Consider the following 20,927-nt stretch of genomic DNA (forward strand, 5'->3'; position numbering starts at 1 on the left):
ACTTCTCCAACACCGCGGGGATCACCGAACTTCCCCGCTCAGGAGAAGGGACCAGAACGCACCAGTTTGCGCGCCTCCTCGACGGCGGTCGGGCCGGTGCCGTACGAGGGACAGAGCGCCGCCAGCGGGCAGACGCCGCACGCGGGCCTGCGGGCGTGGCAGATGCGGCGGCCGTGCCAGATGATCCGATGGGAGAAGACGGTCCACTCGCGCTTGGGGATGAGCTCGCCGACCACCTGCTCGATCTTGACCGGGTCGGCCTCCTCGGTCCAGCCGAAGCGGCGCACCAGCCGCTGGAAGTGGGTGTCGACGGTCAGCCCCGGCACCCCGAAGGCGTTGCCGAGCACCACGTTGGCGGTCTTGCGGCCGACGCCGGGCAGTGAGACGAGATCGTCCATCTTGCGCGGCACCTCGCCGCCGAAGCGGTCGCGCAGCCCCTTGGCCAGCCCGATCAGCGAGCGGGTCTTCGCCCGGAAGAACCCGGTCGGCTTGATGATCGTTTCGAGGTCCTCGGGGTCGGCGGCGGCCATGTCGTCGGGCGTCGGATACTTGGCGAACAGCGCGGGCGTGGTCAGGTTGACCCGCACGTCGGTGGTCTGAGCCGACAGCACGGTGGCGACCAGCAGCTCGAACGAGTTGGTGAAGTCGAGCTCGCAGTGAGCGTCGGGGTAGGTGTCCGCGAGGATCCGGTTCATCTTCCTGGCCCGCCGCACCAGCCCCAGCCGGGTCTCCGGCTTGCGTCCGCGGGCGCCCGCCACGTTCGTCGCCATGCCGCAAGGGTATGGCCACCCGCCGCTTCCCGGGACATGACGCTTTCTTTCCGCGTACGAGGAGAGCCGGCCATGAGAAGGAAGATCATAAATCCCCTCTTCGGGGGATTGGGCCGTTTTTATCGGTGTATGTAACGGACTGGAGGGCTCTGAGCGGGGGATGAGTAAGCATGTTGACGGTTTTGTTCGTACACTTCGGCAGGAGGATCGCACGGCTCGTCGTGGGGGGAACCATTTCGAGCCCGGCACGCGGTTCATCCAGCCGCTGAGCGGCACCCCCGGGCGAGCCTGGCTCGCCAGGTGTGCCGCCCGGAGTGGTGTGCGTCACAATGGCAGCAGAGGAGGCAGAGTGAACACCGAAGACGTGCTGGGCAAGGCCCCCCTGTTCGCCGCGCTCGACCGGGAGAGCGCCGCGGCGCTCAGGACGAGCATCACCGAGGTCCAGTTGTCCAAAGGGCAGACGATCTTCCACGAGAACGAGACGGGCGACCGGCTCTACGTCGTGCTCGAAGGCAAGGTCAAGCTCTCCCGCACCTCCCCCGACGGCCGGGAGAACGTCCTCAGCGTGCTCGGCCCGAGCGAGATGTTCGGCGAGCTGTCGCTGTTCGACCCGCGACCGCGCACGGCCACCGCGACCGCGCTGACCGAGGTGCGCCTGGCCGGGCTGGGCCACGACGACCTGCGCCCCTGGCTGACGGGCCGCCCGGAGGTGGCGCTCCACCTGCTGCGGGCGCTCGCCCAGCGGCTGCGCCGCACCAACGACGTGCTGGCCGACCTGGTGTTCACCGACGTGCCCGGCCGGGTGGCCAAGCAGCTGCTCGACCTGGCCGAGCGGTTCGGCACCAAAACCGACGACGGCATGCGCGTCCACCACGACCTCACCCAGGAGGAGCTGGCCCAGCTCGTCGGCGCCTCCCGCGAGACGGTCAACAAGGCCCTGGCCGACTTCGCGCACCGCGGCTGGCTGCGCATCGAGGCCAAGGCCGTGGTGATCCTCGACCACGACCGGCTCTACAACCGGTCCAGATAGTCGAGCTGGGCCCGCACCGACATCTCGGCCGCGGGCCAGAGCGACCTGTCGACGTCCGCGTACACGATCCGTACGATCTCCCGCGGCGTGCGCGCGCCCTGCCGCCGCGCCTCCCTGATCTGGTCGAGGCGCACCCGCCGGTGCGCGATGTAGCTGTCGAGCGCGCCGATCGGATCGGGCAGCACGGGGCCGTGCCCGGGCAGCAGGGCCTGCGCCTCAAGGCTCTCCGCCGCCGCCCTGAGCCGGTCCAGGCTGCGCAGATAGTCGGCCAGGCCGCCGTCCCCCGCGATGATCGTGGTGCCCCGGCCGAGCACGGTGTCGCCGGTCAGCATGGCCCGGTCCTCCGGCAGCCAGAAGCAGAGCGAGTCCGCCGAGTGGCCGGGCGTGCCGTACACGTGGATCTCCAGCCCGTCCACGACGACCACGTCACCGTCGGCGAGCCCCTCGTCGCCCAGCCGGTGGCGCGGGTCCAGGGCGCGCACCGGCGCTCCGACGAGCCCGGCGAACCGCCTGGCCCCGCCGCTGTGGTCGAAGTGCCCGTGAGTGAGCAGGATCTGGGTCACCCGGCGATCCCCCAGGTGGTCGCGGACCCGGAGCAGGTGCGCCTCGTCGTCGGGCCCCGGATCGACCACGACGACCTCCCGGCCGCCGATCACCCACGTGTTGGTGCCGTCGAGCGTCATGATCGACGGGTTGGGCGCGAGGAGGTTCTCCGCGTGCGCGGTGCGCGACCCGTCGGGCGTGCCGAGCGGGATGTGCAGGCCGCTCATGCCGACTCCAGCCGGAACTCGCCGTCGACCTCCACGACCCTGGGCAGCACGGTGACGATCTCCCGCCGCTCGCCCAGCACCGACTCCACGCCGTCGTGGCGGGCCAGGTCGCCGAGGGTGCGGTACGTGGGGGGCATCAGGAAGATCTCGCCCCGGTCAGCCATGGCGAGGGCCTCGGCCGGGCGGCGCCACTCGACCTGGTCGGCCTCGCCGCCCACGTCGCGGGTGCGCTGGCCCTCGGGCAGCACGGCGACGAAGAAGCGGGTGTCGAAACGCCGCGTCTCGGCCTCGGGCGTGATCCAGTGGGCCCACGGCTTGAGCAGGTCGGAGCGGAGCACCAGGCCGCGCTTGGCGAGGAAGTCGGCGAAGCCGAGGCTCCTGTCGATGAGGGCCAGCCGGTCGGCCTCCCAGTCGTCGCCCCGGGTGTCGGCGACCACGGATTCGGGGCCGGGCCCGGCGAGCAGCACCCCCGACTCCTCGAACGTCTCGCGTACGGCCGCGCACACCAGGCCCCTGGCCACCGCCTCGTCGGCGCGGAAGGCCCGCGCCCACTCGGCGGGCGACGGCCCCGCCCAGGCCACGGCCTGGTCGGTGTCGCGCGGGTCGACCGACCCGCCGGGGAAGACGTACGCGCCGGCGGCGAAGGCCATGGTCGCCTTGCGCCGCAGCAGGTAGACCTCGATGCCGCCCGCCCGGCCCGCGCGGAAGAGCGCCACGGTGGCGGCGTCCCGCGCGCGGACCGGGGCGACACGCCCGGACAGCACGTCTCTGATGTGTTCGGCGTGTTCCCGAGAGAACCGAAGACCAGCCACGATGACCTCCAACTAGAACATCACTCGGTCATAGTGACATATCCGGCTTTCAGGACACCTCGGCGATGAGCTCCACCTCGACCGGGACGTTCAGCGGCAGCGCCGCCACCCCGACCGCGCTGCGCGCGTGCTTGCCGGCCTCGCCGAACACCTCGCCCAGCAGCTCGCTGGCCCCGTTGGCGACCTGCGGCTGCCCGGTGAAGTCGGGGGCGCTGGCCACGAACACCACGGCCTTGACGATCCGCTTGACCTCGGCCAGGTCACCGACCTCCGCCTTCAGCGCGGCCAGCGCGTTGAGCGCGCACATCCGGGCCGCCTCCTGGCCGTCCTCGACGGTGACGTCGGCGCCGAGCTTGCCGGTGAACCGCACCTCGCCCTTCACCACCGGGACCTGGCCCGAGGTGTAGACCAGGTTGCCGGTCCGCACGGTCGGCACGTACGCGGCCAACGGCGCGACCACCTCGGGCAGCTCCAGCCCGAGGTCGGCGATCTTCTGCTCCGGAGTCACTGCTTCTCCCGCTTGAAGTAGGCGACCAGCTGCTCGGGCGTGGCGCCCTGAAGGATCTGGACCAGCTCCCAGCCGTCGGAGCCGAAGTTGTCGAGGATCATCTTGGTGTTGTGGATCAGCACCGGAGCCGTGAGGTACTCCCATTTCTTCATGGCCATCAGCGTAGTGTGAGCAATCTCCGGGGCACTCGTGGGCTTGCGTCAAATGACCGTTCGGTAGCCTCGAATCGTGGACTCTCGGGACACGGATTGGGACGGTGTGCGACTGCACGTCGTCACCGGCAAGGGCGGCACCGGAAAGACGACGGTGGCCGCCGCTCTCGCGCTCGCCCTCGCCTCGGGCGGGCGCAAGGTGCTGCTCGTCGAGGTGGAGGGCAGGCAGGGCATCGCCCAGATCTTCGACCTGCCGCCGCTGCCGTACGAGGAGCGCCGCATCGCGGTGGCCCCCGACGGCGGCGACGTCTACGCGCTGGCCGTCGACCCCGAGGAGGCCATGCTCGAATACCTGGAGATGTTCTACGGCATGCGCAGGGCGGGCCGGGCGCTGACCAAGATGGGCGTGCTCGACTTCGCCACCACGATCGCCCCCGGCTTCCGCGACGTCCTGGTCACCGGCAAGACCAGCGAGGCGGTGCGCCGGCGCGGCAAGGACGGCAAGCGGGTCTACGACGCGGTGGTCCTCGACGCGCCGCCGACGGGCCGCATCACGCGCTTCCTGAACGTCACGGAGGAGGTCGCGGACCTGGCGAGGGTCGGCCCCATCAAGAACCATTCCGATCTCGTACGAGGCGTCATGAAAAGCCCGGAAACAGCGGTGCATTTCGTGACTCTGTTGGAAGAAATGCCCGTCCAGGAAACGCTCGACGGCCTCTCCGACCTTCGCGCGGCCGGCCTGCCCCCCGGCGGCGTCTTCATCAACATGGTGCGCGAGCCGCTCCTCCCCCAGCCGGTCCTCGACAAGGCGGTCAAGGGCCGCGTCGACACCGCCGAGCTCGTCGCCGGTCTGGAGGCCGCCGGACTGGCCACCGGCGGCGACGCCAAGGCCTTGGCCGAGGCGCTCGCCGAGGAGCTCGCCGAGCACGCCCGCCGCACCGAGATCGAACGCGACGAGCGCGAGACCCTCACCGCCGCCGAACGGCCCAGCTACGAGCTGCCGCTGCTGGCCGACGGGGTCGACCTCGCGGGCCTGTACGAGCTGGCCGAGAGCATCCGCACCCAGGGAGCAGCGTGAGAAAGCCCGCCACCCTCGACATCGACGCCATCCTCGACGACAGCGGCACCCGCATCATCGTCTGCTGCGGCTCCGGCGGCGTCGGCAAGACCACCACCGCCGCGGCGCTCGGCCTGCGCGCCGCCGAGCGCGGCAGGTGCGCCGTGGTGCTCACCGTCGACCCCGCCAGGCGCCTGGCCCAGGCGATGGGGCTGAGCGAGCTCGACAACACCCCGCGCCGCATCGTCGAGTGCGAGAGCGGCGGCCAGCTCTTCGCGATGATGCTCGACATGAAGCGCACGTTCGACGAGATCATCGAGGCGCACGCCGACCCGGAGCGGGCCCGCCAGATCCTGTCGAATCCCTTCTACCAGTCGCTGTCGTCGAGCTTCGCCGGCACCCAGGAGTACATGGCCATGGAGAAGCTCGGCCAGCTCCGCCGCTCCGACGAGTGGGACCTGATCATCGTCGACACCCCGCCGTCGCGCTCCGCGCTCGACTTCCTCGACGCGCCCGAGCGGCTCGGGAGGTTTCTCGACGGGCGGTTCATCCGGCTGCTGACCGCCCCGGCCAAGGCCGGTGGGCGCAGCGCCTTCCGCATCTTCAACGCCGGGTTCGGGTTCGTCGCCGGTGCGCTGACCAAACTGCTCGGCGCCCAGGTGATCAAGGATCTGCAGACGTTCGTGTCAGCGCTCGACGCCGTCTTCGGCGGATTCAGGCAGCGCGCCGAACTCACGTACAAGCTGCTGCAGGCGCCCGGCACGGCCTTCCTCGTGGTCGCCGCGCCGGAGCGCGACGCCATGCGCGAGGCTTCCTACTTCGTCGAGCGACTGGCCGAGGAGCGCATGCCCCTCGCCGGCCTGGTCGTCAACCGGGTGCACGAGTCACCGGCCGCGACGCTCTCAGGAGTGAGGAGCGCCGCGGCCGCCGAGGACCTGCAATCACGGGGCGAGCACGAGTTGACCGCCGCTGTGCTGCGGCTGCACACCGGGAGGATGCAACTCGCCGCTCGCGAGCACCGGGAGCAGGACCGCTTCGTGACCGCGCACCCGACGGTGCCGGTCGCCCAGGTCGCCGCGATGTCCGAGGACGTGCACGACCTGGCCGGCCTGCGCCGCATCGGCGAGCTCATGGCGAAGGCATAAGAGTGCGGCCGGCGACTTCGCCGGCCGCGCCTCGCCTGGACCGATCAGCCGGCGATCAGCTCGTTGGTCCGCTCGTACTCTTCCTTCGCGGACTCGAGCAGCTCACGCCACGAGTCCACGTCGGGTCGCCGCCGTAGCAGCGCACGCCGTTCGCGTTCGGTCATACCGCCCCACACCCCGAACTCGATGCGGTTGTCCAGCGCATCGGCGAGGCATTCGGTACGGACCGGGCATCCTCGGCAGATCAGCTTCGCCCTGTTCTGCGCAGCCCCTTGGACGAACAGCGCGTCCGGGTCCGCACCTCGACAGGCGGCACGGGAGGTCCAATCCGTGATCCACATTTTCGACCCCACTCCCCTTAGGTGGTCAGTCGTCATTTGGGGCCGACGGGCGCGGGCGCCGAGCCTCCGTATTCAGTTGCCGCAGGGAGAACGTACGCAACGAGACCTTCGGACCGACAGACCCCAGAGGACCAAATTCTCGCTGGACTCTTGACCGGGAATGACTAGTCACCCCTACCAGTCAAGGCGAAATGGTGTGGTGTTACCGTTAGCCTCACGCTTTCGACGTAGGCTTGGGACCGTGCAAGCTCAGGGCAAAGATCGTTTCGCGCCGATCCTGAACGTCATCAAACTGACGACGGCCGGCGTGGCCGCGGGCGTGCTCGCAGCCGCCGTCGCGCTGCCCGCCGTGGGCGGCGCGGGCGTCTCCGCCAAGTCGGCCGTGGGAGCGCTCGACCTCAAGCCCGAGGAGCTCGAAGAGCCACCGCTCTCCGAACGCACCAAGCTGGTCGACGCGAACGGCAAGCAGATCGCGCAGTTCTACTTCGAGAACCGCCAGTCGGTCAGCCTCGACAAGGTCGCCCCGATCATGCAGAAAGCCCTGATCGCGATCGAGGACTTCCGCTTCTACAAGCACGGGCCCATCGACATCGAGGGCACCGCCCGCGCTCTGATCAAAAACCTTACCACCGGCGGCGTCACGCAGGGCGGTTCTTCCATCACTCAGCAGTACGTCAAGCAAGTGCTGGTCAACGCCGCCGAGACCGACGAGGAGAGGGCCGCCGCCACCGCCACGACCGTCTCACGCAAGCTCAACGAGCTGCGCTACGCCATGGCGATCGAGCAGAAGTACACCAAGAACGAGATCCTCGAGCGCTACCTCAACATCGCCTACTTCGGCGCGGGCGCCCACGGCATCCAGGCCGCCGCCCGGCGCTTCTTCGACAAGCCCGCCTCCGAGCTCAGCCTCGCCGAGTCCGCCACCCTCGCCGGCGCGGTGCAGAACCCCGCCCGCACCGACCCCAACGTCGGCCCCAAGTCCAGGGCCCTGCTGCTGGAGCGGCGCAACGTCGTGCTCGACCGCATGGCCGAGGTCGGCGCGATCACCCGCCCGGAGGCCGACGAGGCCAAGAAGAAGAAGCTGGGCTGGAAGGACGTCGAGATGCCCGGCGGCTGCGAGGAGAGCTCATACCCGTACTTCTGCCTCTACGTGCAGAACGAGATCCTCCTCAACAAGGACTTCGGCAAGACCGCCGAGGAGCGCCTCAAGCTCCTCCAGCGCGGCGGCCTGACGATCAAGACCACGATCGACCCGAAGATGCAGAAGGCCGCCGAGAAGGCCATCAAGAAGTACGTGAGCCCCAAGGACAAGCCGGTGGCCGCCCAGGCGATGGTCGTGCCGGGCACCGGCGAGATCAAGGCCATGGCCGCCTCGCGCAAGTTCGGCAACTCCAAGAAGAAGAACGAGATGTCCTACAACCTGGTCGCCGACGCCGCGCACGGCGGCGGCCGGGGCTTCCAGCAGGGCTCCACCGCCAAGGTCTACACGCTGACCGCGGCGCTGGCGGAGGGCATGAAGTTCGCCGACGGCTTCCCCGCCCCCAACGGCTACCGCGCCACCGGCTACAGCTCGTTCAAGGACTGCAAGGGCAACGGCGTCGGCGACCCCTCCCACACCGTCAACAACTCCAGCGAGGGCGGCGGCGGCTTCAAGACGCTGGAGAGCGGCACCTGGGGCTCGGTCAACACGTTCTTCATGAAGCTGCAGCAGTCCGTCGGCCTCTGCGACACCGTCAAGACGGCCAAGAAGATGGGGCTCAAGCGGGCCGACGGCGGGAAGCTGGGCGAGTTCGAGACCTTCACCCTCGGCATCAACGAGGTCGACCCGGTGACGGTCGCCAACACCTACGCGACCCTCGGCGCCCGCGGCAAATACTGCGCCCCGCTGGCCATCACCGAGGTCAAGGACCGCGACGGCAAGGTCACCCGGTTCAAGCCCAAGTGCGAGCAGGTCCTGGACGAGAAGGTCGCCGACGCGGTCAGCGCCATCCTGTCCGGCGTGTTCACCAAGGGCACGATGAGCGGGGTCGGCGGCATCGGCCGCGACGCCGCCGGCAAGACCGGCACCACCGACAACTACACCGCCGCCTGGTTCGCCGGCTACACGCCCAACCTCTCGTCGGCCGTCAGCATCGGCGACCCGCGCGGCGCCTTCAGCCACAACCTGATCGGCGTGACCATCGGCGGCCGCTACTACTCGTACGTGTACGGCGCCTCGATCTCCGGCCCCATCTGGAAGGAATCGATGATCTCCGCCCTCAAGGGCGTGGAGCCGGCCAAGTTCCACTCGGCCGACCGGTCCCGCTTCGGCGGCTGCAGCGACAAGTGCGCGCCCAAGCCGAAGAAGAAGGAGCGCGACGACCGCGGCGACCGCGACTTCGACGACCTGCGCGACCTGTTCGACCGCGACAACGACCGCGGCGACCGGGGACGCGGCGGCGACAACAACCGCGGCTGGGGCGACTGGAACGAGACCGGCCTGGTGCCGGCCGACTGACTGACGGACGGGCCCGCTCCACCGGAGGCCCGTCCAGCCACGACGTCAGCCCGCCAGCCTGGCGCGCACGGCGGCGGCCACCCGGCCACCCTCCGCCCGCCCGGCGACCTTCGGGTTGACCGCCTTCATGACCTGACCCATCGCCTGCGGGCCCGAGGCGCCCGTCTCGGACACGGCCTCGTCGACCAGCCTGCCCAGCTCCTCGTCGGACAACTGGGCGGGCAGATACTCCTCCAGCACCGCTTCCTCGTCGCGCTCCGCCTGGGCCTGCTCGGCGCGGCCCGCGTTGCCGAACGCCTCCGCCGCCTCCCGGCGCTTCTTGGCCTCCCGGGTCAGCACCTTGATGATCTCCGCGTCGGTGAGCTCTCTCGCCGCCTTGCCGGAGACCTCCTCGACGTTCACCGCCGCCAGGGCCATCCGGATGGTCCGCAGCCGGAGCTCGTCCCGGTTCTTCATCGAGGCCGTCAGGTCGGCCTTCAGCTTGTCTTTCAGTCCGCTCATGCGGTCCATCTTGCCGCGTGCGCGGACGGCCCGTGCCGGATGTCGGGCATCATGAAGAGGTGAGGAAAGCAGTCGCAGTGCCGCTGTCAGTGCTCGGGCTCGGCGTGGCCGGCGTGGCCTACGCGTCGATCGTGGAGCGCAACTCGTTCCGGTTGCGCCGGTTCGACGTGCCGGTCCTGGCGCGGGGCCAGCGCCCCGTACGGATCCTGCACCTGTCCGACCTGCACCTGACGCCCCGGCGCACCATGCTGATCAACTGGGTGCGCTCCCTCGGCGCGCTGGAGCCCGACCTGGTGGTCAACACCGGCGACTCGATCGCCCACCCCGACGCCGTCCCGTCGCTCCTGCACGCCCTGGAGCCCTTGCTGCGCCGCCCCGGCCTGTTCGTGTACGGCTCCAACGACCTGTACGCTCCGCAGCCCAAGAACCCCCTGCGCTACCTCTGGCGCACCTCGCGCAACGAACGCCGCCAGCACACCCCGTCGCTCCCCTGGGAGGAGCTGGGCGCCGGCATGGCCACCGAGGGCTGGCTCGACATGAACAACACCACCGCCCGCGTCAAGGTCGGCGACCTCGACGTGGCGGTGGCCGGCATCCACGACTCCCACATCTCCCGCGACCGCTACGACCTCGTGGCCGGCCCCGCCCCCTCCGACGCCGACCTCCGCCTCGGCGTCATGCACTCACCCGAGCCGCGCAACATGACCCGCTTCGCCGACGACGGCTACCAGCTCCTCCTCGCCGGCCACACCCACGGCGGCCAGCTCTGCATCCCGTTCTATGGCGCCCTGGTCACCAACTGCGGCATCGACAGGAAGCGCGTCAAGGGCCTCAGCCGCCACGGCTCCTCCTGGCTCCACGTGTCCGCCGGCCTCGGCACCAGCCCGTACGCCCCGGCCCGCTTCGCCTGTTTCCCGGAGGCGTCCCTGCTCACCCTCGTGCCCCGGCGCTGAGGCGGGGCCGAGTGGTCACAAGCACCCGCGAAGTCGGCTAGACTTTCCACGCACATGCAAGACGGTGTGCACCGGGGTGTAGCGCAGCTTGGCAGCGCGCTTCGTTCGGGACGAAGAGGTCGTGGGTTCAAATCCCGCCACCCCGACAGAGTTACCGCAGGTAGAAGGCCGCTTCCGAAGATCGGAAGCGGCCTCTTCTGTCTCTTGAGTGACTAACTGCGCGACTACGCTTCTACGGCGTCCGTAGCTTGCGTCTCGGACTGGTGCTTCAGAACGTAATCGATCATGCGCTGCATGGTCTCCACGTTCTCGTACAGGAGCCCTAGCGCCCTGTTGCACTGCTGGCACAAGATCCCTTCTCCGAACTACCAGTGCGATCTTCCTCGTTGAGGTCGAGATGCACCGGGGTCGTCCGTCTGCCGGGTTCTGAGAGAGGGGCGGTCAGAGGGTGCTGGACCGCCCGGCGATCTGGTTGAAGGTGGGCAGGCCCAGGTGGATCACAGAAGGCTTGAGTGCGGCATCGAGCTGAGTCAGCTTCTCCTCGGCGCCCGCCAGGCTGATCTCCAAGCCCTCGACCTCGCCGAGCCAGCCTTCACGCTGAGCTTCGGCGATCCGATCAAACAGGTTGTCGCGGATCTCGATCAGGCGGTCACGCTGGGACGGTTCAGGCCGGAGGAGCGAACATCGGACGCAAGCTTCTCTGAACCAACGAGAGTGTGCCCTGTGATCAGGTGACGGGACGATCAGTCCTGAAGGGGAGGTCCGGTGTGGGGCCGGAGAACGGGTGCGAATGGCGCGGGTGTTAGTTTCCTTCCCGTGTTAAAACACCAGGACGAGACCAGGGCGGCCTACGACGGGGTCGTCGAGCTGTACGCGTCGATGTTTGCTAATCGGTTGGAGACGCAGCCGTTCGCGCGGAACATGATCGGCACCTTCGCCGAGCTCGTGCGTGGCACGGGGAACCTGCGTGCAGCCGACGTCGGGTGCGGACCCGGGCATCTGACAGCTATGCTGCACGACTTGGGGCTGGACTCCTTCGGGCTCGACCTCTCCCCGGCTATGGTCGCCCACGCCCGGCGGGCCCATCCGACGCTGCGGTTCGACGAAGCGCGAATGGAGGCCCTGCCGATCGAGGACGGCGCGCTCGGCGGAGTGCTGGCCCACTACTCGATGATCCATACCCCACCTGGAGAATTGCCCGCGCTGCTCGCCGAACAGGTGCGTGTCCTGACGCCAGGGGGCCTGCTCCTGGTGTCCTTCTTCGGGACCGAGGGACCGGAGCCGGTCCGCTTCGACCACAAGGTGGCGCCCGCCTATAGCTGGCCGGCGGAGCAGTTTGCCGAGTTGCTGACCGGGGCCGGACTCGTCACGGTCGCTCGGTTGCTCCACGACCCAGCGTCCGAGCGGGGCTTCCTCGACACCCATTTGCTGGCCCGCCGCCCGTAGAGCGTGGCCCGTGGCCTGGGTCGGGGTGGTGTAGATCATCCGCGTGGATGAGCTCGGCTAACTTGAAGGTCCTCTTGCCGTACTGATTCGTGTCGCGATCTGGCTGAAGCGGGGCATGCCGAGATCAACCACTTGGCGTTGACGGACTTGCTCTGCATCGAGCTGGGCGAGCTTCTCCTCTGCGCTGGCGAGGCTGACTTGGAGTCCTTCGATCTCACCGAGCCATCCCTCCTGTTCAGCTTCGGTGATTCGGGCGATCAAGTTGTCGCGGATCTCGGCAAGCCGTGCCCGTTGGGCCGGGTCAGGTCGGAGAAGCGAGCATCTGACACAAGCGTGCTCGTGGATGCACGACGTTCCGAAGGCCCGAGCGCAGGTTCCCAGAGAGAGCTTGCGCTTTTCGAAGTGGGCGAGGAAGGCGTCCCACTCCTCGTTCGTCGGGGTCCGGTATTCCTCGTTGGGACGAAGCGATCGTCGACGGGCGATGAATGCGCGGTGCGCTTCGATGGCATCTGCCGGGTAGATGGCGTTGTAGCCCATCGTGGTGTTGATGTCGGAGTGACCGGCCAGACCCGGATGCCGACCAAGGACGAGTCCGCCCGGCTCGGGCTGCCCGCCGGCACCCCGGTCGCCGAGCACATGCGTACCGGCTACGACGCCGAGGGCCGCCCCGTACGCGTCATGATCACGGTCGCACCGGGAGACCGGCACACCCTGGTCTACGAGCTGGACGCCTCGTGACCGAGACAGATCTCTTCCACGACGACCCGATGGCGCGCCCTCTCACCTATCCGGGCCGCATCCCCGCCACCTCCGGCGTCCTCGTGGAGGACGTGTACCTGCCGCTGCACCCCATCGACGGGACTCCGGCCGAGGAGTGGCAGGTCGGGGACGAGACGTTGGACAAGATCCTGGTCCGGCTTGGCTGCTCCCCCATGTCGGAGCGCTATCCGGTGGTGGCGGTGGGTTCGAACGCCTCGCCCAGTCAGATGCGGCGCAAGTTCGTCAGCCACGCGATCCGGCCGGTCATCCCCATGACCCTGGCTGACGTCGAGGGCATTGCCCCTGGTGTTTCAGCCCATGTGAACCGCTGGGGGTACGTGCCTGCGGTGCCGGTGGAGGTGCCGGGGGAGACCTCGCGGCTGTTCGTGCTCTGGCTTGACGATCGGGAGCTGGCGACGCTGGACGTCACCGAACCCAACTACTGGCGTCGCTGCCTGCCCGCCGATCGGCACCCCGTGACCCTGGAGTCGGGTGTCCGGTTGGCGTCGTGCTTCGTCTACGTGGGCCGCCACGGCTGCCTGATGGACGGGGATGGGCAGGCCCGACGCCTGGTGGATCAGCCCACGTTGATCCAGAGCCTTCTGGACGACTCCCCGGAACTGCGCCGTCTGTGCGGTGGCACTCCCGAGGAGTTCGTCTCCCACGTACGAGACGAGGCGATCCGCGATGAGGTCTATCGGCTCTTCCCCGCCGAGCGGCGCGTCCTGCCCCAGCCGGAACTGGTGGATCTGCCGTCGCTCTAGCTCGGGAAGGGGTGCCAGTGCTCGCGGATGAGGTCTTCCCAGATCGGCCGGATGTCGGCATAGCGGCCTCGGGCCGTCGCCTCGTAGTCGTCTCCGTCGCGGCGCAGGACGAAGTACAGGCCACTCGTACTCGCCGCAGCACGAGGTCTCCCGCACCCGCAGCAGGCCGTACTGGACGTACGGCTCCCACTCCTGCACGACTCAGTCACCTGCGACGATCACGGCGGTCTGCACGGTGCGCCGCAACCGCAGCACGGTCGGGCCGTAGATGTAGGAGGGACGTCGTGCCAGTCGGTCGAGGCGCACCAGGCGGACGGTGCCCGTCGCTCCCGGAGCCAGTTCGCCGAGCGACCGGGTCAGCAAGGCGGCGGCTCGCTCGGGCTGGCTCGTGATGCCGCACGCGCCCCGGCCGGACTCGTCACTGGCCGTCCATGCGTAGAAGCCGTCGCTGTCGCTGAACATGCATACATCCCAGCTACAGGCGGTAACAGCTCAACAGAGGACACCGAGCGGCGACCTGAGATGTCCGCCCCGTGTCCGCTCCTCTCCCCTCGGAGATGTGCCGGATGAACGAGCCTTCCTATCTGGGCCGCCCGCCTGCTCGCGGCCCGCAAGACGCGCGGCTGGTCACAGCGCGACCTGGCACACGAGTTGGTCCGCGTGTCGGACAAGCCTCTGCCGGAGGTGGACAGCCTCATCCGGCGTATCCGGGGCCATGAGACCGGCGAGCACCGGCCGGACGCCTTCTACACCCGGCTCTACTGCGCCGCCTTCGACGTGGCCGAGGACCAGCTCTTCGGCGCGACCACCACGCCGGTTCCCGCGCTGGCCCTGCCGTCGCTGGCCCCGGACGCGGACCTGTACGAGCGAATCACCCGCGCCATCGAGCAGCCGCGCCGCGTCGATGTGGCCACCGTGCAATGGCTGGAACACTGCCTGGCCGAGCATCGCCGGGTTGAGGACACCATCGGCAGCCGTCCTCTGCTGCCCCTCGTTCACGCTCAACTGTCCACCGTCGCCGACCTGGCCCGAGGCGCCCGCGGCCAGCTTGCAGACCGGGCCGTCGCTGTGCTGGCGCAGTACGCCCAGTTCATCGCCTGGATGTGCCATGACTCCCGCCAGCACGCCGCCGCCCTGGCCTGGTACGACCGCTCTCACGCCTGGGCCATCGAGGCCGGCGACTCCCGCCTGGCCGCCACCACCCTGAACATGCGTGCCCACCAGGCATGGAGCCTCGGCGACCCGCACCGCTGCGTCCGCCTGGCCGAAGCCTCCCGCTGGCACGACGGCCGCACGACACCCGGCGTGCAGGGCATGGCGACCCAGATGGCTGGCCGAGGCCACGCGCAACTCGGCGAAGCCAACCAGGCCCGCACCAAACTCGCCGAAGCCGAAGACCTCATCCGAACCGCCGCCGAGCACCCCGAGGACGAACCGCCCTGGATGTACTTCTACGACGAAGGATGGTTCCTTATGCAACGCGGCATGGCCGAACTCGAGCTCGGCGATGGTCGCCGCGCCGTCGACTACCTCGAACGCGGCCTCTCATCCCTACCCGAGCACTACAGGCGTGACCGGGCCTGGTTCGGAACGTGTCTTGCACGAGCACACATACTGCAGGGCGACGCAGAAGCGGCAACCGCCATCGCCACTGACGTGGCCGTGGATGCTGTGGCCGTCAACACCTACGCCGTAGACGAACTCCGCCGCGCCGTTCACAGACTGACGGCAATGCACCCCGCTGGCGTCCAAGCGATCAAGGACTCACTAACGTTCGCGAAGCGCTGAAGAACCTGTCCCCGGTGTCCCGGCGTCCCTCATTCACCTTTGGCCTGCTCAAATATCAGCGCTCTCCGGGGAGATCATCCCACGACGGTGTCCCTTCGGTCCCCGGTCCGTTAGACCAGTGGAAGCTGTGACGCCGACTGGGCGCCCTCAGTGTTACAGCTTTCCGGATAGCGGCAGAGCGCTTGACACCTAAGATGCTCGTGCTTCCCTAACTCCGCACCCTCTCAGTAACGATTGGGACTCACTCGGAGGACGTCTCGAAATCACCGGATAGCCGACGCAATTGGCAGGATAATGCACACATGCGTCACGAGAGTCACCTGAAGACCCTCCGGGGGAGCAGTAGCGCCACATGGGAGCTGTGTAAGGTAGCCGGCTGTCCAGGCGCTAGGTGCGCGAATTTTCGCGAGTGCTACATGCACCTGTCGAATGACGATCGAGGGCGATATCTCGAATCACTGGCGCGTCATGCAACACCACTCGAACTGAGCGGCCTAACGATCGACGGCAAAACACTGTCTGCGATAATTGCCGCATTGCCCACTTCCAAGGAAAATCCCTCGGGACAACCTCAGCCGATCATGCCACAAATAAACTGCATGGAGACGCGATTTCTGGATAAGATAAACATGCAGCACTACATCTGGAGCGGATGGGTCAATTTTCGCAAGGCCCATTTTGAGGACGAAATATGGATAATGAGTGGATCTTTTAGGGAGTTTGTGGACTTTAGTGGGGCTCACCTCACATCTCTTGATGCGGGAAACTGTACATTTCAGGGCCTCACAGTGCAGGCCGCCAAGCTGAAGGAAGGCCTCAGCCTGGCCAATTGCGAGATTTTCGGCGACTGCGATTTGAGCGAAACCCACCTGAACTCGCTATCCCTTCCTAACATACGCATTCACGGTGCGCTCAACCTGAGGAATATCGATATAGGAGATGCCACCTCCGGCTCCTTTACCCTGACTAGCGCTAAAATCGACGGATCTCTGGATTGCGTGGAAAGCAAGTTCCCTAAATCTACCGTTTTTGGTAGCCCATACAGAACGTCGGATCAAACTGATATCCAGGGACTTAGCGACTTCCGCGGAGCTAGTTTTGGACGCGATGGTGTAGGGGACTGCATGTTCGCCCATCTTGAGCTCAAGAGCGCTGACTTTAGTGATGCTAGATTCAACGGACGCGTAACCTTCAGCCATGTGAAAATGAGCGGAAGATGCGAACTAAGTAATGTCACACATTCGTATGCCGAGAATCCGCTAGATTCTCCTAAAAGATCGCTTACTCCCGCGCGCTACGACGGCCTCGAGCTAGTTAGCGTAATCTTCGACGAGAGAGCCGAGCTAAAGAACTGGAAGTCCGATGGACGAGTTCAGCTGAGGTCGATTACAGCAGATCGCTCTATAGAAATTCTAGATGTGGATATCGAGCATTTCTATGCGAGTCTCATCAACTGCGAGCATTTTATCGCTAGAGGCACGTTCTCTAGCGTGAATCTGTCTCGATGCCAATTCTCGAAAGGTGGACAGATTCGAGCGGACGGCGGAAAGTTGAATATCGAGCAGTGCGCTAGCGGGGCGCCGTTCACCATCGCCCCTCTCGGAGCGACCAATGACGTCATCACCGTTGGAGCGTTGAATGGCACAGATGTCGATGGCTTCATATTCTCCAATCTGAACCTAGCTGAGGCGCGATTGGAGACAGCAGCGAATCTGGATAAGATTGTGCTCCAGGGACCTCTAACTATGATGCGTCCGCCTTCTCTCCGAGCCAAGAGGGCCGTGCTTCTCGGGGAGGCTGTCTACAGAGCTCGAGTGCTAGGCCGTCGCCCTTGGATGAGGGCGACCTTTTCTGACGTTTCTCAGGTGCCCTCGCTTCTGGAACTTCAGTCTTCCTATCGGGCCCTGAGGAAAGCACAGGAAGACAGAAGGGATGAGCCTGGCAGCGCGGACTTCTATTATGGTGAAATGGAGATGCGGAGACTTGCGGCACCGAAGTTTCCTGTCGAACGAGCCATACTAACTTCCTACTGGCTCGTTTCAGGCTATGGGCTACGGGCCTGGCGATCGTTGGCTGCGCTTATCCTCGTGCTCGCTATCACTACTCTGATCATGCTCGAACTGGGCCTAAAACAGCAGATTAGCTTGCACGACGTATTGACCTTCTCGGCCCAAAATCTGGTATCTATATCAAATACGAATATTACATCCAAGCTGAATAATATAGGCGCCTGGATGCAGATCGTTCAAAAAGTGGCAGGACCCGCATTCATAGCTCTGGCTGTCCTAGCGCTTCGTGGTCGCGTCAAGAAATAGTGCTATGTACACGTCATTCGCGCTCATCGGATCGTTGGGCCTACTGGGTGGATGCAGCGCCGCTCCCGTTGATGGGGCTAAGACCCACCATCCGGTCGCTGCCCCGGCCGCCGGGGTTGACTGGGGCCACGAGGATGCGGAGCAAGCGCCGCTGCATAGCGTAGAAGCGCCTCGGCAACGCGTAGCTGCATGCAACGTAATCACACTCCAAGTGTCGGAGATTACAAGGGCGGCTGAGTGACAGACTGCGTGACAATCGCCATGATCAGTCGCGAACACTGACGGACGACGCCGCACGCTCTCCACAGGCCACCACAGTTGACGCGACATAGCGAATGAGTGTTCGAATTGCTTCGGGACGAAGAGGTCGTGGGTTCAAATCCCGCCACCCCGACAGTGCAGTAGCAGGTCTAGGGCCTGATCGCTGGAGACAGCGGTCAGGCCCTCGATTGTTTGACCGTATGTCTGAACTCCGGGTTCCGCAGTCGGTAGTCACACGTGAGCCCGAAATTGAGGGTTGACCTGGGGGAAGGCGTGCAGGACCGTAGAGGGTCGTGTGCCTACGCCCTCCGCAGCCACGCGCCAGTCGGGTCAGGCCGGCTCGAAGCCGGAGCCCCGGGCTGGCGGCGTGATGGAAAGTGCCTGTAGACGGCTCGTTGTACGGGTCGTAGCGGGGTCGTGTGGACGACGGTTCCAGCCGGTCCGGCGAGGGTTACCTGGGACAGACGGGACAATTCGCGGTTGATCCGGGGCTATCTTTGCCCACATCCGCGCTCGGCGACCCGGGTCCGCAGCAGGGCCAGCCAGCAGATCAGCACGTGCGCGCGGATGCGGTGCTCGAGTCGGTGGAAGACCGGGCGCAGGAGCAGTTCGGATTTCACACATAGAGTAATCAATCAACCACTCATTGTCAGGGCGCTTGATGGGTTCTAACGCTCGCCGGACAGCTCCACGATCACGATGTCACCGGCCGCCGCGTGCGCTCCGATCTCCGGAGCCGCGGCGCTGTCGACCACGACCGTGACCATCGTCGTGCCGTTGCGCTGCTCGCCCACGCTGTCCACCAGCGCGCTGGGCGCCAGAAGACTGGCCTGCCCCGTGTGGTGGGCATGGATGATCTGCACCCGGTATCCCGGCTTCAACTCGCTCGGCACCTGACCCGGCTTCAGCGCCAACCCCACCCGCGCCTTGCCCGCGGCAAGTTTCTCGCTCGCCGTCGTGGTCATCGCCCGGGTGAGCAAGGTGTGGGGAAGGATCGTCACCGCGGCCACCGTCCTGGCGATCTGCTCGCGTTCCGACCACAGCACGTACTCCCCGCCGGCGTCGGCGATCAGCGCTTCCTGCATGACCGCCGGCCGGAATCCCTCCCCCGAGCCGACCTGCTGATTGATCCGGATCACGGAGATCCGCTGATCAGCGCGCTGCACAAGCAGCGTGGTGGCCAAGGCACCTCCGAGCACGAGCAGGACCGCAAGGGCGGCGAGCCCCGGCCGTCGTGGACGTAGCATCGCAGGCAGCCCACGCTCCTTCGAAGCGGTGAACGGAGTCGCCTCACTCGTGGGATGGAACGGTCTTTCGGTCGTCGACACGATCCGTAAGTCTGGCGGAAGTAGCAGGCCTTGCCCCCCAGAGGGTGGGGGAAGTCATCAAGAACGTCATCCTCAGGCGTATAAGTTTCTACCCGATCCTTCTGGTCACTCCACCCGCTACCTCTCCAGCCGTCGGCTTTCGCGGCGAATTTCATGCGGGAACATAAGAAAAGCGCTTATGACCTGGGAGGATAGGAATCATCCATACATGCCGAAATCACAAAATTGAGGCTGGGCTCGTACGATGAGCGCCGGGAAGACCTTGGTCCTGTGGGACATCGACCACACTCTGATCACCATCGGCGGCCTCAGCCACAACATCTACGCCGAAGCCTTCCAAACCGCGACAGGCCAGGCCATGCGCCAGCTCGCCGACATGACCGGCCGCACCGAACGCGCGATCACGGCGGACACCCTGCGCCTGCACCACATCGAGGTTTCGGCTGAGCTGCTGCACTCGTTCGGCCTCGCCCTCGCCGAGTCCTTCCTGACCTTCGAGGAGGAGATCAGGAAACGCGGCCAAGCCCAAGCGCCGGGCGACGAACTGTCCCTCCAGATGATCGACCGCACCGTCGAGCGTGGACACCAGCCGGAGACCGGGCAGGTGTTCGGTCATGGCCTCGATGGACGGGCCCCCGCGTACATCCCATGTGCCCCAGCCCTTCGCTGAAGAGCAGATCGCCGGGTTGCAGGGCGTCCAGCGGAACGCGCCGGTCGGCGCCCCAGCTCCATTGAGACCATGCGGTGCGGGGCTGCCGGAGGCCTGGCCGGTATAGACCATGCCCTTGCTGTTGGGGTCACCGGTGCGGAAGGCGCCGAGCCGCCGCAGGAGCTTGGTCTGCGCGTCGACCATCTTCTCTACCTTGGCCTTCCCCGCGCACCTTGTCGTGGGCTGTCTCGGTCTCTGCCGCGCCGCGCGTCAGGCGCAGCAAAACATACTATTCCACATAGTGAATGATTCGGTATTGTCGCTATGAGATACGCGTGGCCCGCCCGGAGCGTTCAGTGCGGCGGACAACGGGTGACGCCGTGAAGATCGTGCCCGCTCAGCAGGGCCGCCGTACCCGTGATGGTCAGGCCGGACCCGTCACTCAGCAGGGCCGCGCACGCCTTGAACAGCCCGGCCGGACCGTGCCCCACGACCTCGGCCGGCACGGCGAAGGCCGGCGCGGCCAGCACGACGGACGCGACCACCGAGGCGGCCGCCGCCTGCCACAGCGCGATCGCCGCCCAGGCAGTGGCCCTGCGTCCTAACCGGGGGAGGTACACGGCGGCGGCGATCGTGTAGATCACCGGACGAGAGAGGCGATCAGGCCCGGCCACCCCGGTTCGGGAACACCTGCAAGGCCGCCTCAAGCGCTGCGGCTTCCTCCGGAGTGAGCCGTTCCAGGAAGTGGACGAGCGTGGCCGCCTGGTTGTCACTGCCCGCCAGCGCCTTGCGCATCAGGTCGGCGGTGTAGGCCTCTTTGGACGCGATCGGCTCGTAGACGTAGGCGCGGCCGACGGGCTGCCGCTTGAGCAGGCCCTTCTTGTGCAGGTTGTCCATCACGGTCATCACCGTGGTGTAGGCGATCGTCCGCTCCTGCCGAAGGCCCTCAAGCACCTCACGCACCGAGGCCGGCCTGCGCCGCGCCCACATCCAATCCATGATCGTGGATTCGAGCTCGCCCAGGCCGCGCAACATGCCCTAATACTACTGGTGATCGTCGTCACACCGTTTCTTGAACGGT

The 20,927-nt window shown here is 66.7% G+C and carries 25 protein-coding genes, 1 tRNA gene and 1 pseudogene; 12 read left to right on the plus strand and 15 right to left on the minus strand.

The features are described from left to right. Positions 1-38: 38 nt before the first annotated feature. Positions 39-770 (minus strand): endonuclease III, encoded by a 732-nt coding sequence (gene nth / locus ACZ6YG_RS39905; RefSeq protein ID WP_148036287.1) that lies wholly within the window; start codon positions 768-770, stop codon positions 39-41. 349 nt (positions 771-1,119) lie between these two features. Between nth and ACZ6YG_RS39910 the strand changes: the two genes are divergently transcribed. After that, complete coding sequence (locus tag ACZ6YG_RS39910) at positions 1,120-1,800, plus strand: Crp/Fnr family transcriptional regulator (RefSeq protein WP_148036286.1); 681 nt, start codon at positions 1,120-1,122, stop codon at positions 1,798-1,800. On the opposite strand, the gene ACZ6YG_RS39915 is transcribed toward ACZ6YG_RS39910, so the two are convergent. From ACZ6YG_RS39915 to ACZ6YG_RS39930, 4 genes are all read right to left on the minus strand, one after another. Beyond that, positions 1,782-2,570 carry an MBL fold metallo-hydrolase gene (locus tag ACZ6YG_RS39915; RefSeq protein ID WP_466020818.1) on the minus strand — a complete coding sequence of 263 codons (789 nt, stop codon included), beginning with the start codon at positions 2,568-2,570 and terminating at the stop codon, positions 1,782-1,784. The genes ACZ6YG_RS39910 and ACZ6YG_RS39915 overlap by 19 nt on opposite strands. Beyond that, positions 2,567-3,343, minus strand: a complete 777-nt coding sequence (locus tag ACZ6YG_RS39920; protein ID WP_148037237.1) for an NUDIX hydrolase — start codon at positions 3,341-3,343, stop codon at positions 2,567-2,569. Before ACZ6YG_RS39920 ends, ACZ6YG_RS39915 begins: the two co-directional genes overlap by 4 nt. Positions 3,344-3,431: 88 nt before the next feature. Beyond that, a complete protein-coding gene (locus ACZ6YG_RS39925; RefSeq protein ID WP_466020819.1) occupies positions 3,432-3,890 on the minus strand; it encodes a RidA family protein in 459 nt (152 codons plus the stop codon). Next, entirely contained in the window at positions 3,887-4,042 is a 156-nt protein-coding gene (locus tag ACZ6YG_RS39930; protein ID WP_090945153.1) for a DUF4177 domain-containing protein, read from the minus strand. The genes ACZ6YG_RS39925 and ACZ6YG_RS39930 overlap by 4 nt, the downstream gene beginning before the upstream one ends. Positions 4,043-4,118: 76 nt before the next feature. On the opposite strand from ACZ6YG_RS39930, the gene bagA reads away from it, so the two are divergent. Next, positions 4,119-5,120, plus strand: a complete 1,002-nt coding sequence (gene bagA, locus ACZ6YG_RS39935; protein ID WP_466020820.1) for an ATPase BagA — start codon at positions 4,119-4,121, stop codon at positions 5,118-5,120. Further along, positions 5,117-6,244, plus strand: coding sequence for an ATPase BagB (gene bagB / locus ACZ6YG_RS39940; protein WP_219544801.1), 1,128 nt, complete (start codon positions 5,117-5,119; stop codon positions 6,242-6,244). Before bagA ends, bagB begins: the two co-directional genes overlap by 4 nt. Before the next feature lie 44 nt (positions 6,245-6,288). On the opposite strand, the gene ACZ6YG_RS39945 is transcribed toward bagB, so the two are convergent. After that, positions 6,289-6,585, minus strand: a complete 297-nt coding sequence (locus ACZ6YG_RS39945; RefSeq protein WP_148036282.1) for a WhiB family transcriptional regulator — start codon at positions 6,583-6,585, stop codon at positions 6,289-6,291. Positions 6,586-6,826: 241 nt separating this feature from the next. On the opposite strand from ACZ6YG_RS39945, the gene ACZ6YG_RS39950 reads away from it, so the two are divergent. After that, positions 6,827-9,082, plus strand: coding sequence for a transglycosylase domain-containing protein (locus ACZ6YG_RS39950; RefSeq protein WP_271276101.1), 2,256 nt, complete (start codon positions 6,827-6,829; stop codon positions 9,080-9,082). Between the two features lie 45 nt (positions 9,083-9,127). On the opposite strand, the gene ACZ6YG_RS39955 is transcribed toward ACZ6YG_RS39950, so the two are convergent. Further along, entirely contained in the window at positions 9,128-9,583 is a 456-nt protein-coding gene (locus tag ACZ6YG_RS39955) for a GatB/YqeY domain-containing protein (RefSeq protein ID WP_148036280.1), read from the minus strand. Positions 9,584-9,642: 59 nt separating this feature from the next. Between ACZ6YG_RS39955 and ACZ6YG_RS39960 the strand changes: the two genes are divergently transcribed. Next, positions 9,643-10,536 carry a metallophosphoesterase gene (locus ACZ6YG_RS39960; RefSeq protein ID WP_466020821.1) on the plus strand — a complete coding sequence of 298 codons (894 nt, stop codon included), beginning with the start codon at positions 9,643-9,645 and terminating at the stop codon, positions 10,534-10,536. A gap of 72 nt (positions 10,537-10,608) precedes the next feature. Further along, positions 10,609-10,682 (plus strand) — tRNA-Pro (locus ACZ6YG_RS39965). Between the two features lie 78 nt (positions 10,683-10,760). Here the strand turns inward: ACZ6YG_RS39965 and ACZ6YG_RS39970 are convergent. Both ACZ6YG_RS39970 and ACZ6YG_RS39975 read right to left on the minus strand, forming a co-directional pair. Then, positions 10,761-10,886, minus strand: a complete 126-nt coding sequence (locus tag ACZ6YG_RS39970) for a hypothetical protein (RefSeq protein WP_197093450.1) — start codon at positions 10,884-10,886, stop codon at positions 10,761-10,763. 91 nt (positions 10,887-10,977) lie between these two features. Then, positions 10,978-11,103, minus strand: a complete 126-nt coding sequence (locus ACZ6YG_RS39975) for a hypothetical protein (protein ID WP_269433553.1) — start codon at positions 11,101-11,103, stop codon at positions 10,978-10,980. 249 nt (positions 11,104-11,352) lie between these two features. On the opposite strand from ACZ6YG_RS39975, the gene ACZ6YG_RS39980 reads away from it, so the two are divergent. Beyond that, complete coding sequence (locus tag ACZ6YG_RS39980; RefSeq protein WP_185110958.1) at positions 11,353-11,982, plus strand: class I SAM-dependent methyltransferase; 630 nt, start codon at positions 11,353-11,355, stop codon at positions 11,980-11,982. Positions 11,983-12,039: 57 nt separating this feature from the next. Here the strand turns inward: ACZ6YG_RS39980 and ACZ6YG_RS39985 are convergent, their stop codons facing one another. Beyond that, positions 12,040-12,519, minus strand: coding sequence for a hypothetical protein (locus tag ACZ6YG_RS39985; protein ID WP_466020822.1), 480 nt, complete (start codon positions 12,517-12,519; stop codon positions 12,040-12,042). Between the two features lie 18 nt (positions 12,520-12,537). Between ACZ6YG_RS39985 and ACZ6YG_RS39990 the strand changes: the two genes are divergently transcribed. Next, positions 12,538-12,720 carry a UTRA domain-containing protein gene (locus ACZ6YG_RS39990; protein ID WP_466020823.1) on the plus strand — a complete coding sequence of 61 codons (183 nt, stop codon included), beginning with the start codon at positions 12,538-12,540 and terminating at the stop codon, positions 12,718-12,720. Next, positions 12,717-13,505, plus strand: a complete 789-nt coding sequence (locus ACZ6YG_RS39995) for a hypothetical protein (RefSeq protein WP_466020824.1) — start codon at positions 12,717-12,719, stop codon at positions 13,503-13,505. Before ACZ6YG_RS39990 ends, ACZ6YG_RS39995 begins: the two co-directional genes overlap by 4 nt. Positions 13,506-13,706: 201 nt before the next feature. Here the strand turns inward: ACZ6YG_RS39995 and ACZ6YG_RS40000 are convergent, their stop codons facing one another. Then, the gene (locus ACZ6YG_RS40000) at positions 13,707-13,967 is read right to left on the minus strand and encodes a hypothetical protein (RefSeq protein WP_466020825.1); all 261 of its coding nucleotides are present in this window, start codon (positions 13,965-13,967) and stop codon (positions 13,707-13,709) included. A gap of 198 nt (positions 13,968-14,165) precedes the next feature. Between ACZ6YG_RS40000 and ACZ6YG_RS40005 the strand changes: the two genes are divergently transcribed. Then, entirely contained in the window at positions 14,166-15,293 is a 1,128-nt protein-coding gene (locus tag ACZ6YG_RS40005; protein ID WP_466020826.1) for an XRE family transcriptional regulator, read from the plus strand. 416 nt (positions 15,294-15,709) lie between these two features. Continuing rightward, positions 15,710-17,608, plus strand: coding sequence for a pentapeptide repeat-containing protein (locus ACZ6YG_RS40010; RefSeq protein ID WP_466020827.1), 1,899 nt, complete (start codon positions 15,710-15,712; stop codon positions 17,606-17,608). Positions 17,609-18,199: 591 nt separating this feature from the next. Here ACZ6YG_RS40010 and ACZ6YG_RS40015 read toward each other — a convergent pair. Next, positions 18,200-18,489: pseudogene (locus tag ACZ6YG_RS40015) on the minus strand (IS1634 family transposase); the annotation flags it as partial. A gap of 48 nt (positions 18,490-18,537) precedes the next feature. Continuing rightward, positions 18,538-19,053: a hypothetical protein gene (locus ACZ6YG_RS40020; protein WP_466020828.1), complete on the minus strand. Its 516-nt coding sequence runs from the start codon at positions 19,051-19,053 to the stop codon at positions 18,538-18,540. A gap of 388 nt (positions 19,054-19,441) precedes the next feature. On the opposite strand from ACZ6YG_RS40020, the gene ACZ6YG_RS40025 reads away from it, so the two are divergent. Further along, positions 19,442-19,867 carry a hypothetical protein gene (locus ACZ6YG_RS40025; protein WP_466020829.1) on the plus strand — a complete coding sequence of 142 codons (426 nt, stop codon included), beginning with the start codon at positions 19,442-19,444 and terminating at the stop codon, positions 19,865-19,867. 332 nt (positions 19,868-20,199) lie between these two features. Here the strand turns inward: ACZ6YG_RS40025 and ACZ6YG_RS40030 are convergent, their stop codons facing one another. After that, complete coding sequence (locus ACZ6YG_RS40030) at positions 20,200-20,490, minus strand: hypothetical protein (protein WP_466020830.1); 291 nt, start codon at positions 20,488-20,490, stop codon at positions 20,200-20,202. Between the two features lie 16 nt (positions 20,491-20,506). Next, positions 20,507-20,881 (minus strand): BlaI/MecI/CopY family transcriptional regulator, encoded by a 375-nt coding sequence (locus tag ACZ6YG_RS40035; protein ID WP_271276094.1) that lies wholly within the window; start codon positions 20,879-20,881, stop codon positions 20,507-20,509. Between the last annotated feature and the right edge of the window lie 46 nt (positions 20,882-20,927).

This window comes from Nonomuraea sp. NPDC054003, assembly GCF_055585125.1.

Excerpts from the sequence above, each read along its gene's own strand:
- nth (WP_148036287.1), bottom strand. The coding sequence starts at position 770 with ATGGCGACGAACGTGGCGGGCGCCCGCGGACGCAAGCCGGAGACCCGG.
- ACZ6YG_RS39915 (WP_466020818.1), bottom strand. The coding sequence starts at position 2,570 with ATGAGCGGCCTGCACATCCCGCTCGGCACGCCCGACGGGTCGCGCACC.
- ACZ6YG_RS39930 (WP_090945153.1), bottom strand. The coding sequence starts at position 4,042 with ATGAAGAAATGGGAGTACCTCACGGCTCCGGTGCTGATCCACAACACC.
- ACZ6YG_RS39945 (WP_148036282.1), bottom strand. The coding sequence starts at position 6,585 with ATGTGGATCACGGATTGGACCTCCCGTGCCGCCTGTCGAGGTGCGGAC.
- ACZ6YG_RS39955 (WP_148036280.1), bottom strand. The coding sequence starts at position 9,583 with ATGAGCGGACTGAAAGACAAGCTGAAGGCCGACCTGACGGCCTCGATG.
- ACZ6YG_RS39985 (WP_466020822.1), bottom strand. The coding sequence starts at position 12,519 with ATGGGCTACAACGCCATCTACCCGGCAGATGCCATCGAAGCGCACCGC.
- ACZ6YG_RS40000 (WP_466020825.1), bottom strand. The coding sequence starts at position 13,967 with ATGTTCAGCGACAGCGACGGCTTCTACGCATGGACGGCCAGTGACGAG.
- ACZ6YG_RS40010 (WP_466020827.1), top strand. The coding sequence starts at position 15,710 with ATGCACCTGTCGAATGACGATCGAGGGCGATATCTCGAATCACTGGCG.
- ACZ6YG_RS40025 (WP_466020829.1), top strand. The coding sequence starts at position 19,442 with ATGAGCGCCGGGAAGACCTTGGTCCTGTGGGACATCGACCACACTCTG.
- ACZ6YG_RS40035 (WP_271276094.1), bottom strand. The coding sequence starts at position 20,881 with ATGTTGCGCGGCCTGGGCGAGCTCGAATCCACGATCATGGATTGGATG.